Below are 15917 nucleotides of genomic sequence, written 5' to 3'. Positions count from 1 at the left end.
GCTTCAACCCACCGAGAACCTGCGCTCCGGCAGCGGAATGAACTCGGTCTCGCCCGGCACTTGCCCCAAGGCCTGCGCTTCCCAGTCTTCGCCGGCCTGCACGATGCGCTCCTTGCGACTGGAAACGAAGTTCCACCACATGAAGCGGTGCGCATCGAGCGCATCGCCACCTATCACCACCAGGCGCGTCGCCTTGCCTGCGCTCAGTTGCACCGCCGCGCCGGGTGCCAGCGTCGCCAGGGTGTGTTCGGCCAGCGGCTCACCGTCTACCAGCAGATCGCCATCCACCGAGTACAGCGCCATCTGCTCGGCCAGCGGCGGCAGGGTGAAGGGTGTGCCGGCGGCCAAGGCCACATCGAGGTAAAGCGTCTTGGAGAAAGTTTTGACGGGCGAGGTTTTACCGAAGGCCTCGCCGACCAGGACACGCACCGCCGCGCCATCGACCGTCATGGCCGGAATGGTCTCGGCAGGTGTGTGCGAAAAGACCGGCGCCGTTTCCTCAAATTCCTTGGGCAGGGCCGCCCACAGCTGCAGGCCGTGGTTGACGTAGGCGGTGCCGCGCAGGTCTTCGGGCGCGCGCTCCGAATGCACAATGCCGCGGCCTGCGGTCATCCAGTTGATGGCACCGGGCTCTATGCGCTGGGCTGAGCCCAGGCTGTCGCGGTGCATCATCGCGCCCTCGAACAAATAGGTCACCGTTGCCAGGCCGATGTGCGGATGCGGCCGCACGTCGTGGTTGGTGCCGGGCTGCTCGGTCACCGGACCGAAGTGGTCAAAAAAGATAAAGGGGCCGACCGACTGCTGCTGCGCAGCGGGCAGAAGGCGGCGCACCATGAAGCCGCCACCCAGGTCTTTGTGGTGGCCCGTCAATTTCAGTTGCATGCTCATGGCAGGCGCTCCAGTTCGGTGCTGATTTCGGTGGTGACCGTGGTCATGAGCTTGTGCACCGGGCATTTCTGCGCCACGGCATGCAATTCCGACAGTTGGGCATCGGTCAAATTGCCTTTGATCCGCAGTTTGGCCGCGAGCTTGTACACACCGCTGCGCTCCTGTGAGTCGTCGCGCTCAACGCGGGTCTGGACATCCTCGACGGGGATGCCCTTCTTGCGGGCGTACCACATCACCGTCAGCGCCTTGCAGGCGCCGAGCGCTGCGTCATAGAGGTCGTGCGGGCTGGGGCCGCCGTCGGCGCCGCCCTCGGCTTCGCTGACGTCGGCGGTGAACGCATGGCTGCGGATCTTCACCTGCTGGGCCATGGTGGCGCCGAGGTCTCGCTGCAATTCAATGGTCATGGAATTCCCGTCGTTAAGAAAATGGATCAGGCCGAAAGCTTCGCCGCAACGGCGGCAACGCGCGCGCCAAAGCTGCGTGCGGTTTCCAGGTCGCCGGCCGACATCTCGCCGGCGCCGGCATCGGAAGGCGACTGCGCCATGGCGCCGCTGTAGGAGCCCAGATAGTTGGCGTCGTTACGCAGCGCGGCCTTGCTGTTGCTGGGCAGCACACCCTGGCTGACCCAGATGCCGCCATGTTGCATGGCCAGGGTGAACAGGTAGTTCAGCGTGGACAGCTTGTCTCCGTTCATCGCGGCGCTGTTGGTAAAGCCGGCGAAGAGCTTGTCTTTCCAGGCCTGGCTGTACCAGGGTTTTGAGGATGCGTCGGCGAACTTCTTGAACTGCCAGCTCACATTGCCCATGTAGGTGGGCGAGCCCATGATGATGGCATCGGCGGCATTGAGGGTTTCCCAGCCGCCTTCGGGCAGGTTGCCGTCGGCGTCTATGGCCAGCAGTTCTGCGCCGGCGCCTTCAGCCACCGACTGCGCCATGCGCTGGGTATGGCCGTAGCCGGAGTGGTAGATCACGACAACTTTGGGCATTCAGGTTCTTTCGTGGGAATGGAAAAGGAAGATGAAATCTGGAACCAATAAAAAAGGGCTGCAGCCCGGGGGCGTGAAACCCCTCGCTGCAGCCCTGTTTGCGGATCAGCCTTTGCGCTGGCCGTCCACGCTCCAGGCGCCTCCGCCGAAAGCCGCGATGCTGAACAGGCCGCCGACGATGGCCATGTTCTTGAAGAACATCATCTGTTGCGTGGGGTCAGTCCAGAACGCATGAAAGATGCAGGTGATGACGACCGTGAAGACGCCGATGGCCAGTGCAGCCCAGCGCGTCTGGAAGCCTACGGCCAGCAGGAGGCCCAGGCCCAGTTCCACCACGATGGCGATGGCGGCGGCGACGCCAGGCAGCGGCACGCCCTTGGACGCGATATAGCCTACCGTGCCCTCAAAGCCGGCGATCTTGGAAAAGCCGGCGGGCACAAACAGCAGGGCCAGGAGCAGGCGACCGACCAGGGCGAGAGGGTTTTGCAGGGAATTGAGCATGGTGAATCCTTATAAGAGTAAGTGAACTGGCAGGGAAATGATGGATGAAAAAAACACTCTGGGCAAGCTAATACCTATGCATACCTATTCGCTCTCTCCCAGGGTGTTACTTCGTGTTGCGGCATTTGCTCCGACTCAGGGAGCCAGGTCAAACACCAGAACTTCGGCGTCCTGGCCATGGGCCAGTTGCAGCGTGGCTTCCGACTGCAGCATGGCGGCGTCGCCGGCCTTGAGCACCCGGCCGTTGACTTCCAGCTGCCCGCGGATCAGGTGCACATAGGTCTTGCGCGCTGCACTCAATTCCAACGTGGCGCTTTCAGCACCATTAAACAGGCCCGCATAAAGCCTGGCATCGGCATGGATCAGCACCGAGCCTTTGGCGCCGTCGGGTGAGGCCACCAGGCGCAGGGCGCCGCGCTTTTCGGCGTCGGCAAAGGTCTTTTGCTCATAGCTGGGCGGGATACCGGTCACATTGGGTTCGATCCAGATCTGCAGGAAGTGCGTGGTCTGGCCGTCCGCATGGTTGAACTCGCTGTGCTGCACACCCGTGCCGGCGCTCATGCGCTGCACGTCGCCAGGCGGGATGCCCTTGATGTTGCCCAGGCTGTCCTTGTGCGCGAGTTCGCCGCTCAGCACGTAGCTGATGATTTCCATGTTCTGGTGGCCGTGCGTGCCGAAGCCGCGGCCGGCTGCGATGCGGTCTTCATTGATGACGCGCAGGTTGCCAAAGCCCATGTGGGCCGGGTCGTAATAGCCGGCGAACGAGAAGGAATGGAAAGACTTGAGCCAGCCGTGGTCTGCGTAGCCGCGTTCGCTGGAAGTTCTTAAAGTCATCATGAGGTGCTCCTTTCAAGGTGCGTTGGACTGCGTTGTGATTCGTTTGCGATGACTCCAATGTAGGCGCCGGGCCTTCACTTTCCATTGCCGCGCTTTGATGGCATCATTCAAATTATTTGAATCATTCTTATGCCAACGATCAACAACCGGGTACGGGACGCCCTGACGCCCGAGACCCTGAGCCTGATAGGCGCCGTCCACGGTGCCGGCAGCATGGCGGCTGCGGCGCGCGAGCTCGGCCTGGTGCCCAGCGCCCTGACCTACCGCATCCGGCAGGTGGAAGATGCATTGGATGTGCTGCTGTTCGACCGCTCCTCGCGCCAGGCCAAACTGACCGAGGCCGGCAAGGAACTGCTGCGCGAGGGCAACCGCCTGCTGGCCGAACTTGACGCCGTGGCCAACCGCGTCAAGCGCGTGGCCACCGGCTGGGAGCCGCAGCTCACGCTGGCAGTCGACAGCGTGATCTCGCGCACCACGGTGATGGAGCTGTGCGAGGCTTTTTTCGCGCTGAACCCACCCACCCGCCTGCGCCTGCGTGAAGAGGCGCTGTCGGGCACGCTGGAGGCGCTCACCTCGGGCCAGGCCGACCTGGCCATCGGCGTGGCCATCGAGCCGGCGGTCAATAGCGCGGTGCAGCACAAGACGCTGGGCAGCATCCACTTCATTTACGCGGTGGCGCCCCACCACCCCCTGGCGCAAGCCCCCGAGCCCGTGACCGACGCCATGCTGATGCCGCACCGCGCAGTGGCCGTGGCCGATTCGGTGCAGCGCGGCAGCGGCGTCACGGTGGGGCTGCTGGGTGGGCAGGACATCTTCACCGTGCCCGGGATGCAGGAAAAGCTCCAGGCGCAGCTGCGCGGACTGGGCGGCGGCTTCCTGCCGGAATACATGGCGCGGCCCCACGTCATCACCGGCCGCCTCGTGGAAAAGCGCATGCAGCGCGCAGTACGCCAGGTGCCCATGAGTTATGCCTGGCTGCGCACTCCCGACGGCAAGGAGGGCCGCGCGCTGCAGTGGTGGCTCAAGCAACTCGAAAGCGCGGCCACGCGAAAAGCGCTGCTGGAACGCGACCAGTCACTGTGAAAACCCGTAGTCAGGCCGCAAACTTCGCGCAGCGGCTGCACCTGCGTGTAGAGTGTGCTTAGAGGTTCTTATAGTTTTCGTTTATGGTTGAGACGTGATGACCCAGGCCGGGGGGCCGTGAATTGCCCGCGAAAGCGGCAAGGCGCCTCATTCATCAAACCCAAAAAGCACACAAGACATGACAAAAAAAACCAGCCTCCCCCTTCCCGAATCCGCGGCCCGGCGCCGCATCGCCGTGATAGGCGCCGGCATCGCTGGCATTGCCTGCGCGCGCACGCTGGCGCAGGCCGGACACCAGGTCACCGTGTTTGAGAAAAGCCGCGAAGCCGGCGGGCGCATGGCCACCCGGGGCAGCGATTTCGGCGGCTTTGACCACGGCACGCAATATTTCACCGTGCGCGATGCGCGTTTCGAAAAAGCCCTGGCCACGGTCCCCGGTCTGGTGCGGCCCTGGAGCGCCAACACCGTGCGCATCCTGGACGAGCTGGGCCGCGTCGTGGCCTCCGCACTGCCGCCCAAGGAAGCGCACTGGGTTCCCACGCCGGGCATGGACGCGCTGGTGCGGCAGTGGGCGCAGCCCCTGGCCGCCGCGGGCAGCCTGCTGCTCCAAACCGAAGTGCTGCGGCTTGAACGCGACAAGCTGCACCCCGAACAATGGCAGTTGCAGACCGAAGGCCCGGGCGCCGGCAGCCGGGTGCACTCGGGCTTTGACGACGTGGTGCTGGCCCTGCCCTCTCCGCAGGCCCATGCCCTGCTGCTGAGCTCCCAACAGGGCAAGCCGCTGATGGAAGAACTCACCAAGGTCAGTGTGGCGCCCTGCTGGACGCTGATGCTGGCCTTTCCCCAGGCCATGCAGCCCACCATGGCGCACCTGGGCCCCCACTGGAACGCCGCGCGCAGCACCCACCACCGCATCGCCTGGCTGGCGCGCGAATCGTCCAAACCAGGGCGCAGCCCCATCGAACGCTGGACCGTGCAGGCCAGCCCCGACTGGTCGCAGCGCCACCTGGAAGACGATGCCGAGCGCGTGAAAGCCAAGCTGCTCAAGGCATTTACCGAAGTCACCGGCATACGCGCCGAGCCGCCCCACGCTGTGGTGCACCGCTGGCGCCACGCCCAGACACTGCAGCCCCTGGGCAAAACCCACGCATGGGACGCCAAGTCCCGCATAGGCGCCTGCGGCGACTGGTGCCTGGGGCACCGCGTGGAAGAGGGCTTTATATCGGGCCTTGAAATGGCCCTCGCCATAGCCTGAAAACCGGGTTCGGGAGCGCCCGCATGGAGGCCGAATACCGGGGCCGCTTCGCCCCTTCTCCGACCGGCCCGCTGCATGCCGGCTCTCTGGTGGCCGCCCTGGCCAGCTGGCTGGACGCCCGCGCACACCAGGGCCGCTGGCTGGTGCGCATTGAAGACGTGGACACGCCGCGCTGCGTGCCCGGCGCCGACCACATCATTCTTGAACAGCTGGCCAGCTGCGGCCTGATGCCGGACGAGCCGCCCGTGTACCAATCGCAGCGCGGCGCTCTCTATCAACAGGCGCTGGATTCACTGGTCGCGCGCGCGCTGGCCTACCCCTGCGCCTGCACACGCCAGGACATCGCCCGGGCGCTCGCGGCTTCTGGACAGGCGCGCGAACGCCATGGCGAGCTGGTCTATCCCGGCACCTGCAGGGGCGGCCTGCACGGCCGTAGCGCGCGCGCCTGGCGGCTGGACACGCGGGCAGATCCATGCGTCGCATGGACCGATCGCCTGCTGGGCCCGCAATCGCAGGACGTGGCCCATGACGTCGGCGACTTCGTGCTCAAGCGCGCCGACGGCCTGTGGGCCTACCAGCTGGCCGTGGTGGTCGACGACGCGGCCCAGGGCGTGACCGACATCGTGCGCGGCGAAGACCTGGCCGACAACACGGCGCGGCAAATCCTGCTGCAGCGCGCGCTGGGCCTGCCCCTGCCGCGTTACCTTCACACGCCGCTGGTGCTGGGCGCCAACGGCGAAAAGCTCTCCAAACAGAACGGTGCGCAGGCACTGGACACTTCCCAGCCGCTTGCCCTGCTGCGGCAGGCAGGTGCGGTACTGGGCCTGCCATTGCTGGCCAGTGCTGCCACGCCGCAGGACTGGCTGGGGCAGGCCGTGCCGCTGTGGGCAGCCCGCCTTAAAATCAGCCGGTGACAGATACAACATCCCCCATCCCGCCCTCCGACCTTTCCGGCCCCTCCGCCGAGAATGCGGCTACCGAGCCAGGCCCCCCCCGCAACATCCGCAGCTTTGTACGCCGCACCGGCCGCACCACCGTCGGCCAGGCGAAGGCCTTTGCGGACGTGGGCCCGCAGTTCCTGCTGCCCTACACGGGGGAGCCGGCGAATTTCGAGGCCATGTTCCAGCGTTCGGCCCCGACCATCCTCGAGATAGGCTTTGGCATGGGCGAGGCAACGGCCCATATCGCCGCCCTGATGCCCGAGAAAAATTTCCTGTGCTGCGAGGTCCACACCCCGGGCGTAGGCGCGCTGCTCAAGCGCATCAGCGAGCAGGGGCTGGCCAACATCCGCATCCTGCAGCACGACGCCGTTGAAGTGATAGACAACATGCTCCCGCTGGGCAGCCTGGACGGCGCGCACATCTTCTTCCCCGATCCCTGGCACAAGAAGCGGCACAACAAGCGCCGCCTGATCCAGGCGCCGTTGATCGCCAAGCTGGCCGCCCGCCTCAAGCCCGGCGGCTACCTGCACTGCGCCACCGACTGGCAACCCTACGCCGAGCAGATTCTCGAGGTGCTGGGCGCCGAAGCGCTGCTGCGCAACACCGCGGACGCATCCCAGGGCGGCTACGCGCCCAAGCCGGCCTACCGGCCTTTGACCAAATTCGAAAACCGCGGCATCAAGCTGGGGCACGGTGTCTGGGACGTGGTGTTCACCCGTGCGTGAACACAGCGCGCCAAGGTGAACGGGCAACCCTCCCACGGCTTGCCGACCCGCGAGGGTGTCGGCCCAAGCTGCGTGGGCCTGCCGGCGGGTGACTGGCCCACCATCACCGATTTCCTGGTGCAGCGCTTTCCCGCGATCACGCGCGAGGTGTGGCTGCAGCGCATGCGGGACGGCCTGGTCGCCGACGAGTTCGGCGTACCCGTCACGGCGCAACGCCCCTACCGCGGCCATATGCGCGTCTACTACTACCGCGCGCTGGAGGACGAGCCCCGCGTCCCCTTCGAAGCCAGCGTGCTGTACCAGGACGAGTACCTGGTCGTGGCCGACAAACCGCATTTTTTGCCGGTCACGCCCTCGGGCCACTATGTGCAGGAAACGCTGCTGGTGCGCCTGAAGAACCGCCTGGGCCTGGACGGCCTGGCGCCGCTGCACCGCATAGACCGCGAAACCGCGGGCCTGGTGCTGTTCTCGGTCAGGCCCGCTGACCGCGACGCCTACCAGGCGCTGTTCAGGCGCCATGAAGTGGCCAAGCACTACGAGGCCATCGCTCCATGGCATGAAGACATCGTTTTTCCGCTGGTGCGCCAAAGCCGCATCGTGCAGGGTGAGCCCTTCTTCCGCCAGCAGGAAGCGCCGGGTGCGGCCAACAGCGAGACCCACATCAGCGTGCTGGAAGTACTGGGCGACCACGCCCGCTACGCACTGAGCCCCGTCACCGGCAAAAAGCACCAGCTGCGGGTGCATATGCATGCCCTGGGCATTCCCATCCTGAATGACAGGATCTACCCGCCGGTGCACCCCACGCCCGACGACGACTACACCCGCCCCTTGCAGCTTCTCGCGAAATCCATGCATTTCACGGATCCGGTGACGGGTGAACAACGGTCTTTCCAGACCCGATTGAGCCTGCTTCCAGGCCCGCCACCGGCACCACTGCCGGCAACGAGCGGCTAACACCCTCTCCCGCTAAACCGCGGCACGCGGCGCCCATGCCCGCGCACTGCCGGCCGCTCCCGCTGGCCCTGATGGCGGGTTACCTGCGCCCCCGTCTCCTCATTCCAACGAATTACCCGGTCTCCATGGCTTCGGAGAGGCCGGCGCGAGCCTCGTTCCGGTATTAATCCAAAACTGTTGGTTTTCGTGAAAACGATCACCAAAGATGTTAGGAAACCTCCGAAAAAACTGATATTAGTTACATATTGAATCACTTATGGCGAATTTCTACGTAGAAACCGATATATCTAATGGCCTTTAAGGACGTGATTTTCTTCTCAAAAAACCAATCTAATCAATGATTTACAAGTAATCCGTCGGGGATTTCTGTACGCTTTTGCGAAGGCCTATGGGACAATCCTGTGAACTAGTTACATCATCTGTACATATTTTTACAAATAGCACTTAAGCAAACATCACGAGCCTGACCCCTGTCCTGAGTCCACCATGAACAAGTTTTACCGCACCGTCTACAGCGAGCTTCTGGGCACCTGGGTCGCCGTGTCGGAAATCTCGAGCGCGCGCGGCAAACGCAGCGGCTCCAAGGTGGTACAGGTCGGCGCCGCAGGTGCAGTCGTTGTTGCAGGGCTCTTTGGCGGGGGCCTCAGCCCCCTGAATTCAGCCTACGGGCAAACACTTCCGGAGGCCGCCTGTACCGCGGGCAATGGCGGCACGATGTACTCCGCCGCGTCCACCTGTGTGAACTATGTCAACAACACGCGCATCTATGTGGATTCGCTGTCGACCTCCACGTCGACTGGCCTGAGCACCTCCACCAGCCGCCTCAACTCGCTGTCAACGGGCCTCAGCACCACGGACAGCCGCGTCACCTCGCTGTCCACCTCCACATCCACAGGCCTGAGCACCGCCACAAGCAGCATCACGTCCCTGTCGACCTCGGCGTCCACCGGCATCAGCTCGCTGTCCACCGGCCTGAGCACCACGAACAGCAACGTCACCTCGCTGTCGACCTCCGCCTCGACAGGCATCAGTTCCCTGTCCACCGGATTGAGCACGACGAACAGCAGTGTCACTTCGCTGTCGACCTCGGCCTCCACCGGTGTCTCATCGCTGTCCACCGGCCTCAGCACCACCAACAGCAGCGTGACCTCCCTGTCGACCTCGACGTCCACGGGCATCAGTTCTCTGTCGACTTCGACCTCGACCGGCCTGAGCACAACGAACAGCAGCGTCACTTCGCTGTCGACCTCCGCTTCGACAGGCATCAGTTCCCTGTCCACATCGACGTCTACCGGCCTGAGTACAGCCACCAGCCGCATCAACTCACTGTCAACAGGATTGAGCACCACCGACAGCCGGGTCACGTCGCTGTCCACCTCGGTATCGACAGGCGACAGTTCTCTGTCGACCGGCCTGAGTACGACCAACAGCAACGTCACCTCGCTGTCGACCTCGGCATCGACAGGTGTCAGCTCCCTTTCGACCTCAACGTCTACCGGCTTGAGCACCGCTACGAGCGGCATCACCTCTCTGTCCACCGGACTGAGCACAACGAATAGCAGCGTCACTTCGCTATCCACATCGACGTCGACCGGCCTCAGCACGGCAACCAGCGGCATCACCTCGCTGTCTACCTCGGCATCCACAGGCTTGAGCACCGCCGCCAGCGGCATCACTTCGCTCTCCACCGGGCTGAGTACCGCCAACAGCAGCGTGGCCTCGCTATCGACTTCGGCATCCACAGGCATCAGCTCCCTATCCACGGGCTTGAGCACCACGAATAGCAGCGTCACCTCGCTGTCGACCTCCGCTTCGACAGGCATCAGCTCCCTGTCCACCGGCCTCAGCACCACCAACAGCAGCGTGACCTCCCTGTCGACCTCGACGTCCACGGGCATCAGTTCTCTGTCGACTTCGACCTCGACCGGCTTGAGCACCGCCGCCAGCGGCATCACATCGCTGTCGACCGGCCTGAGCACGACCAATAGCAGTGTCACCTCGCTGTCCGCCTCCACGTCGACCGGTCTGAGCACCGCCGCGAGCAGCGTGACCTCCCTGTCCACATCGGCGTCCACGAGCATCAGCTCTCTGTCGACTTCGACCTCCACGGGCCTGAGCACCGCCGCCAGCGGCATCACGTCGCTGTCGACCGGCCTGAGCACGACCAACAGCAGCGTCACATCGCTGTCGACCTCGGCCTCGACAGGTATCAGTTCCCTGTCCACGTCGACGTCTACCGGCTTGAGTACCGCTACGAGCGGCATCACCTCTCTGTCCACCGGGCTGAGCACGACCAACAGCAGCGTCACCTCGCTGTCGACCTCGGCATCGACGGGCATCAGTTCCCTCTCGACCTCAACATCCACCGGCCTGAGCACGGCCACCAGCGGCATCACGTCTCTGTCCACGGGTTTGAGCACCACGGACAGCCGGGTCACCTCGCTGTCGACCTCGACGTCCACGGGCTTGAGCACCGCAACCAGCGGGATCACTTCGCTGTCCACCGGCCTGAGCACAACGAACAGCAACGTCACTTCGCTGTCGACTTCGACGTCCACGGGACTGAGCACTGCCACCAGCGGCATCACCTCACTGTCCACCGGTCTGAGCAGCACCAACAGCAACGTGGCCTCGCTGTCGACCTCAACATCTACCGGCCTGAGCACGGCGGCCAGCGGAATCACGTCCCTGTCGACCGGCCTGAGCACAACGAACAGCAACGTCACTTCGCTGTCGACCTCGACGTCCACAGGCTTGAGCACCGCAACCAGCGGGATCACTTCGCTGTCCACAGGACTCAGCACGGCAAGCAGCGGCATCATCTCCTTGTCCACTGGCCTGAGCACCACCAATAGCAGCGTCACGTCGCTGTCGACGTCCACCTCGACGGGTTTGAGTACAGCCACAAGCGGTATCGTTTCGCTGTCGACCGGCCTTAGCAGCACCAACAGCAACGTGACGTCCTTGTCGACGTCGACCTCCACAGGCTTGAGCACTGCAAACAGCGGCATTACTTCGCTGTCCACCGGCTTGAGCAGCGCAAACAGCAGCGTCACGTCCTTGTCGACTTCCACCTCGACTGGCCTGAGCACTGCGGACAGCCGGATCACTTCGCTGTCGACCTCGACGTCCACGGGACTGAGTACCGCCACCAGCGGCATTACCTCACTGTCCACCGGCCTGAGCAGCACCAACAGCAATGTGGCTTCGCTGTCGACCTCAGCATCGACAGGCATCAGTTCACTCTCGACCTCAACGTCTACCRGCCTGAGCACGGCGGTCAGCGGCATCACGTCCCTGTCCACCGGTCTGAGCACAACGAACAGCAATGTCACTTCGCTGTCGACCTCGGCATCGACAGGCATCAGTTCACTCTCGACCTCAACGTCTACCGGCCTGAGCACGGCGGTCAGCGGCATCACGTCCCTGTCCACCGGCCTGAGCACCACGAACAGCAATGTCACTTCGCTGTCGACCTCGGCATCGACCGGCATCAGCTCACTCTCGACCTCAACGTCTACCGGCCTGAGCACGGCGGCCAGCGGCATCACATCCCTGTCCACCGGCCTGAGCACCACGAACAGCAATGTCACCTCGCTGTCGACATCGACGTCTACGGGTTTGAGTACCGCCACCAGCGGGATTACTTCACTCTCGAGCGGCCTGAGCACCGCCAACAGCGGCATCACGTCGCTCTCTACCGGCCTGAGCACGACGGCCAGCGGCCTGGTGTCGCTGTCGTCTTCAGCCTCTACAGGGCTGAGCACCGCCGACAGCCGGATCACATCCCTGTCAACATCGACCTCGACCGGCTTGAGCACTTCAGCCAGCGGCATCGTCTCGCTGTCTACCGGACTGAGCACCACCAACAGCAGCGTCACGTCCCTGTCGACGTCGGCTTCAACCGGTATCGGTTCGCTGTCTACCGGCTTGAGCACGGCCAACAGCAGTGTGGTCTCGCTGTCGACCTCGGCATCCACGGGCCTGAGCACGGCGACCAGCAGCATTACCTCCCTGTCGACCTCCACCTCGGCAGGCTTGAGCACCGCCGACAGCCGGATCACTTCGCTGTCGACGTCCACATCCACGGGTATTGGCTCCCTTTCCACCGGCGTGAGCACGGCGGCCAGTGGCATCACCTCGCTGTCCACCGGCCTGAGCACCACAAACAGCACGGTCACATCGCTGTCCACGGGCGTCAGCTCCCTGTCGACCGGTGTCAGCGCCGTCTCCAGCGGCCTGGCCTCGCTGTCGAGCTCAACCTCTACCGGCCTGAGCACGGCGGACAGCCGCACAACGTCCCTGTCTACCTCGGCCTCGACGGGCCTGAGCACGGCCAGCAGCGGCATTGCCTCCCTGTCCACCGGCTTGAGCACGACGGACAGCAACGTTGCCTCCCTGTCGACTTCGGCCAACTCGCTATCCACAGGCCTGAGCACAACAAACAGCGCCGTGAACTCGCTGTCGACTTCTACCTCGACGGGCCTGAGCACCGCCGATAGCCGGATCACTTCGCTGTCCACATCGACGTCCACCGGACTGAGTACAACGAACAGCAATGTCACCTCCCTGTCGACGTCCACGTCGACCGGCATCAGTTCTCTGTCCACGTCAACCTCGACAGGCCTGAGCACGGCCACCAGCGGTATTACGTCGCTATCCACTGGCCTGAGCACCACGGACAGCCGTGTTACTTCGCTGTCCACCTCAACGTCCACGGGCCTGAGCACTGCCGCCAGCGGCATTACATCCCTGTCGACCTCCACCAGTTCGCTGTCCACGGGCCTGAGCACAACGAACAGCAACGTCACTTCGCTGTCGACCTCGACGTCCACAGGCTTGAGCACCGCGAGCAGCGGGATCACTTCGCTGTCTACTGGCCTGAGCACCACGAACAGCAGCGTCACTTCGCTGTCGACCTCGGCATCGACGGGCATCAGTTCCCTCTCGACATCAACATCTACCGGCCTGAGCACGGCCACCAGCGGCATCACGTCCCTGTCCACTGGACTGAGCACCACGGACAGCAACGTCGCATCGCTGTCGACCTCGACGTCAACCGGCCTGAGCACGGCCGGCAGCAATATCAACTCGCTGTCGACTTCCACTTCAACAGGCCTGAGCACCGCCGACAGCCGGATCACTTCGCTTTCGACGTCCACATCCACGGGCCTGAGCACCACGAACAGCAGCGTCACCTCGCTGTCGACCTCGACGTCGACGGGCCTGAGCACGGCTGCCAGCGGCATCATTTCGCTGTCCACCGGCCTCAGCACCACCAATAGCAATGTCACCTCCCTGTCGACATCCGCGTCGACCGGCATCAGCTCGCTGTCAAGCTCCACGTCAACGGGCCTGAGCACGGCAAGCAGCGGCATCGCTTCGCTCTCCACTGGACTGAGCACCACCAACAGCAACGTCACGTCGCTGTCGACCTCGGCCTCGACCGGCTTGAGCACCGCCGCAAGCGGTATTGCCTCACTGTCCACCGGTTTGAGCACGACGGACAGCAGCGTCACATCCCTGTCCACGTCCACCTCCACGGGCCTGAGCACGGCAAGCAGCGGCATTGCTTCCCTGTCGACCTCGACCAGCTCGCTGTCCACCGGCCTCAGCACGACCAACAGCAACGTCACCTCGCTGTCCACGTCGACCTCCACAGGCTTGAGCACCGCGGACAGCAGGATTACGTCTCTTTCCACGTCCACGTCGACGGGATTGAGCACCTCCGCGAGCGGCATTACCTCACTGTCCACCGGCCTGAGCAGCACCAACAGCAATGTGGCTTCGCTGTCGACCTCGGCCTCGACCGGCATCAGTTCGCTGTCAAGCTCCACCTCAACGGGGCTCAGCACGGCCGCCAGCGGTATTTCCTCGCTGTCCACAGGATTGAGCACAACGGACAGCAACCTGGGATCCCTGTCGACATCCACCTCGACTGGTTTGAGCACCGCCACGAGCGGCATTGCGTCCCTTTCGAGTTCGACCAGTTCGCTGTCCACCGGCCTGAGCACCACCAACAGCAGCGTGACCTCGCTGTCGTCCTCGACGTCGACGGGCCTGAGCACCGCCGACAGCCGGATCACTTCGCTGTCCACATCGACATCCACCGGCTTGAGCACTTCGGCCAGCGGCATCACTTCCTTGTCGACCGGCCTCAGCACCACCAATAGCAGCGTGACCTCCCTGTCGTCCTCGACGTCGACCGGTTTGAGCACCGCCGCCAGCGGCATCAGCTCCTTGTCCACCGGCCTCAGCACGACGGACAGCAATGTTGCGTCACTGTCCACCTCCGCTTCGACTGGCATCGGCTCGCTGTCCACAGGCCTGAGCACAACGAACAGCGCCGTGAACTCGCTGTCGACCTCTACCTCGACGGGCCTGAGCACCGCCGACAGCCGGATCACTTCGCTGTCCACATCGACATCCACCGGCTTGAGCACTTCGGCCAGCGGCATCACCTCCTTGTCGACCGGCCTCAGCACCACCAATAGCAGCGTGACCTCGCTGTCGTCCTCGACGTCGACCGGTTTGAGCACCGCCGCCAGCGGCATCAGTTCCTTGTCCACCGGCCTCAGCACGACGGACAGCAATGTTGCTTCGCTTTCGACGTCCGCTTCGACTGGCGTCAGTTCGCTGTCCACCGGCCTGAGCACCACCAACAGCAACGTCACATCGCTGTCCACCTCTACCTCGACGGGCCTGAGCACCGCCGACAGCCGGATCACCTCGCTGTCCACATCAACATCCACCGGCTTGAGCACTTCGGCCAGCGGCATCACTTCCTTGTCGACCGGCCTCAGCACCACCAATAGCAGCGTGACCTCGCTGTCGTCCTCGACGTCGACCGGCTTGAGCACCGCTGCCAGCGGCATCAGCTCCCTGTCCACCGGCCTCAGCACGACGGACAGCAATGTTGCTTCGCTTTCGACCTCTGCTTCGACGGGTGTCAGTTCGCTGTCCACCGGCCTGAGCACCACCAACAGCAACGTCACTTCGCTGTCGACCTCTACCTCGACAGGCCTGAGCACCGCTGCCAGCGGCATCACATCCCTGTCAACCGGACTGAGTACCGCCAACAGCAACGTGGTCTCGCTGTCCACTGGCCTGAGCACCACAGACAGCCGTGTTGCCTCCCTGTCCACCGGTTTGAGCACGGCGGACAGCAATGTCGCGTCCCTGTCCACGTCAACGTCCACGGGCCTGAGTACCGCAAGCAGCAGTATTTCATCGCTGTCGGCTTCGACATCGACCGGCCTTAGCACCGCCGGCAGCAACATTGCGTCCCTGTCGACCTCCGCCAACTCGCTGTCCACGGGCCTTAGTACCACCAACAGCAATGTCACCTCGCTTTCGACCTCGACGTCCACAGGATTGAGCACAGCCACAAGCAGCATCTCCTCCCTTTCCACAGGTCTGAGCACGACGGACAGCAACGTCACGTCCCTGTCCACGTCAACTTCGACCGGCCTGAGCACCGCCGGCAGCGGCATTGCATCCCTGTCGACTTCGGCCAGTTCGCTGTCTACCGGCCTGAGCACGACCAACAGCAATGTCACCTCGCTGTCCACATCGACTTCCACGGGTTTGAGCACCGCCGACAGCCGGATCACGTCGCTGTCCACTTCGACATCGAGCGGCCTCAGCACGACGAACAGCAATGTCACTTCGCTGTCGACCTCAACATCCACCGGCTTGAGCACGGCCAGCAGCGGCATCGCATCCCTTTCCACCGGCTTGAGCACCAC

General features: G+C 63.9%; 11 protein-coding genes and 1 pseudogene. 7 read left to right on the top strand and 5 right to left on the bottom strand.

Annotated features, from left to right (window positions below; all coding sequences use genetic code 11):
- Nucleotides 1-3: 3 nt before the first annotated feature.
- The 5 genes from AC1DXS_RS15725 to AC1DXS_RS15705 all read right to left on the bottom strand — a co-directional run bounded on the left by AC1DXS_RS15725 (nt 4) and on the right by AC1DXS_RS15705 (nt 3211).
- Nucleotides 4-888 (bottom strand): pirin family protein, encoded by an 885-nt coding sequence (locus AC1DXS_RS15725; RefSeq protein ID WP_477738417.1) that lies wholly within the window; start codon nt 886-888, stop codon nt 4-6.
- Nucleotides 885-1292, bottom strand: coding sequence for an OsmC family protein (locus AC1DXS_RS15720; protein ID WP_477738416.1), 408 nt, complete (start codon nt 1290-1292; stop codon nt 885-887). The genes AC1DXS_RS15725 and AC1DXS_RS15720 overlap by 4 nt, the downstream gene beginning before the upstream one ends.
- A 26-nt stretch (nt 1293-1318) precedes the next feature.
- Entirely contained in the window at nt 1319-1873 is a 555-nt protein-coding gene (locus AC1DXS_RS15715) for a flavodoxin family protein (RefSeq protein WP_477738415.1), read from the bottom strand.
- A 105-nt stretch (nt 1874-1978) separates the two neighbouring features.
- Entirely contained in the window at nt 1979-2374 is a 396-nt protein-coding gene (locus AC1DXS_RS15710; protein ID WP_477738414.1) for a DoxX family protein, read from the bottom strand.
- 135 nt (nt 2375-2509) lie between these two features.
- On the bottom strand, nt 2510-3211 hold the full coding sequence (locus tag AC1DXS_RS15705; RefSeq protein ID WP_477738413.1) for a pirin family protein: 702 nt from the start codon (nt 3209-3211) through the stop codon (nt 2510-2512).
- Nucleotides 3212-3340: 129 nt separating this feature from the next.
- Between AC1DXS_RS15705 and AC1DXS_RS15700 the strand changes: the two genes are divergently transcribed.
- From AC1DXS_RS15700 to AC1DXS_RS15670, 7 genes and pseudogenes are all read left to right on the top strand, one after another.
- Nucleotides 3341-4294, top strand: coding sequence for a LysR family transcriptional regulator (locus AC1DXS_RS15700; protein WP_477738412.1), 954 nt, complete (start codon nt 3341-3343; stop codon nt 4292-4294).
- A 178-nt stretch (nt 4295-4472) separates the two neighbouring features.
- Entirely contained in the window at nt 4473-5549 is a 1077-nt protein-coding gene (locus AC1DXS_RS15695) for an NAD(P)/FAD-dependent oxidoreductase (RefSeq protein WP_477738411.1), read from the top strand.
- Between the two features lie 23 nt (nt 5550-5572).
- Nucleotides 5573-6463 carry a tRNA glutamyl-Q(34) synthetase GluQRS gene (gene gluQRS / locus AC1DXS_RS15690; protein WP_477738410.1) on the top strand — a complete coding sequence of 297 codons (891 nt, stop codon included), beginning with the start codon at nt 5573-5575 and terminating at the stop codon, nt 6461-6463.
- Nucleotides 6460-7215 (top strand): tRNA (guanosine(46)-N7)-methyltransferase TrmB, encoded by a 756-nt coding sequence (gene trmB, locus AC1DXS_RS15685; RefSeq protein ID WP_477738409.1) that lies wholly within the window; start codon nt 6460-6462, stop codon nt 7213-7215. The genes gluQRS and trmB overlap by 4 nt, the downstream gene beginning before the upstream one ends.
- Nucleotides 7216-7230: 15 nt before the next feature.
- Nucleotides 7231-8169, top strand: coding sequence for an RluA family pseudouridine synthase (locus tag AC1DXS_RS15680; protein ID WP_477738408.1), 939 nt, complete (start codon nt 7231-7233; stop codon nt 8167-8169).
- Nucleotides 8170-8655: 486 nt separating this feature from the next.
- A pseudogene (locus tag AC1DXS_RS15675) lies at nt 8656-8787 on the top strand (ESPR domain-containing protein); the annotation flags it as partial.
- Nucleotides 8788-8907: 120 nt separating this feature from the next.
- Nucleotides 8908-15917: ESPR-type extended signal peptide-containing protein (locus AC1DXS_RS15670; protein ID WP_477738466.1), on the top strand; the 7010-nt coding region annotated here is incomplete at its 3' end.

The organism is Polaromonas sp. P3_B1, assembly GCF_056402935.1.
The sequence above is the reverse complement of the archived record's forward strand: the minus strand, read 5'-3'. Positions and strand labels throughout refer to the sequence as shown.

Coding starts and splice junctions, on each gene's coding strand:
- AC1DXS_RS15725 (WP_477738417.1), bottom strand. CDS start 888: ATGAGCATGCAACTGAAATTGACGGGCCACCACAAAGACCTGGGTGGC.
- AC1DXS_RS15720 (WP_477738416.1), bottom strand. CDS start 1,292: ATGACCATTGAATTGCAGCGAGACCTCGGCGCCACCATGGCCCAGCAG.
- AC1DXS_RS15715 (WP_477738415.1), bottom strand. CDS start 1,873: ATGCCCAAAGTTGTCGTGATCTACCACTCCGGCTACGGCCATACCCAG.
- AC1DXS_RS15710 (WP_477738414.1), bottom strand. CDS start 2,374: ATGCTCAATTCCCTGCAAAACCCTCTCGCCCTGGTCGGTCGCCTGCTC.
- AC1DXS_RS15705 (WP_477738413.1), bottom strand. CDS start 3,211: ATGATGACTTTAAGAACTTCCAGCGAACGCGGCTACGCAGACCACGGC.
- AC1DXS_RS15700 (WP_477738412.1), top strand. CDS start 3,341: ATGCCAACGATCAACAACCGGGTACGGGACGCCCTGACGCCCGAGACC.
- AC1DXS_RS15695 (WP_477738411.1), top strand. CDS start 4,473: ATGACAAAAAAAACCAGCCTCCCCCTTCCCGAATCCGCGGCCCGGCGC.
- gluQRS (WP_477738410.1), top strand. CDS start 5,573: ATGGAGGCCGAATACCGGGGCCGCTTCGCCCCTTCTCCGACCGGCCCG.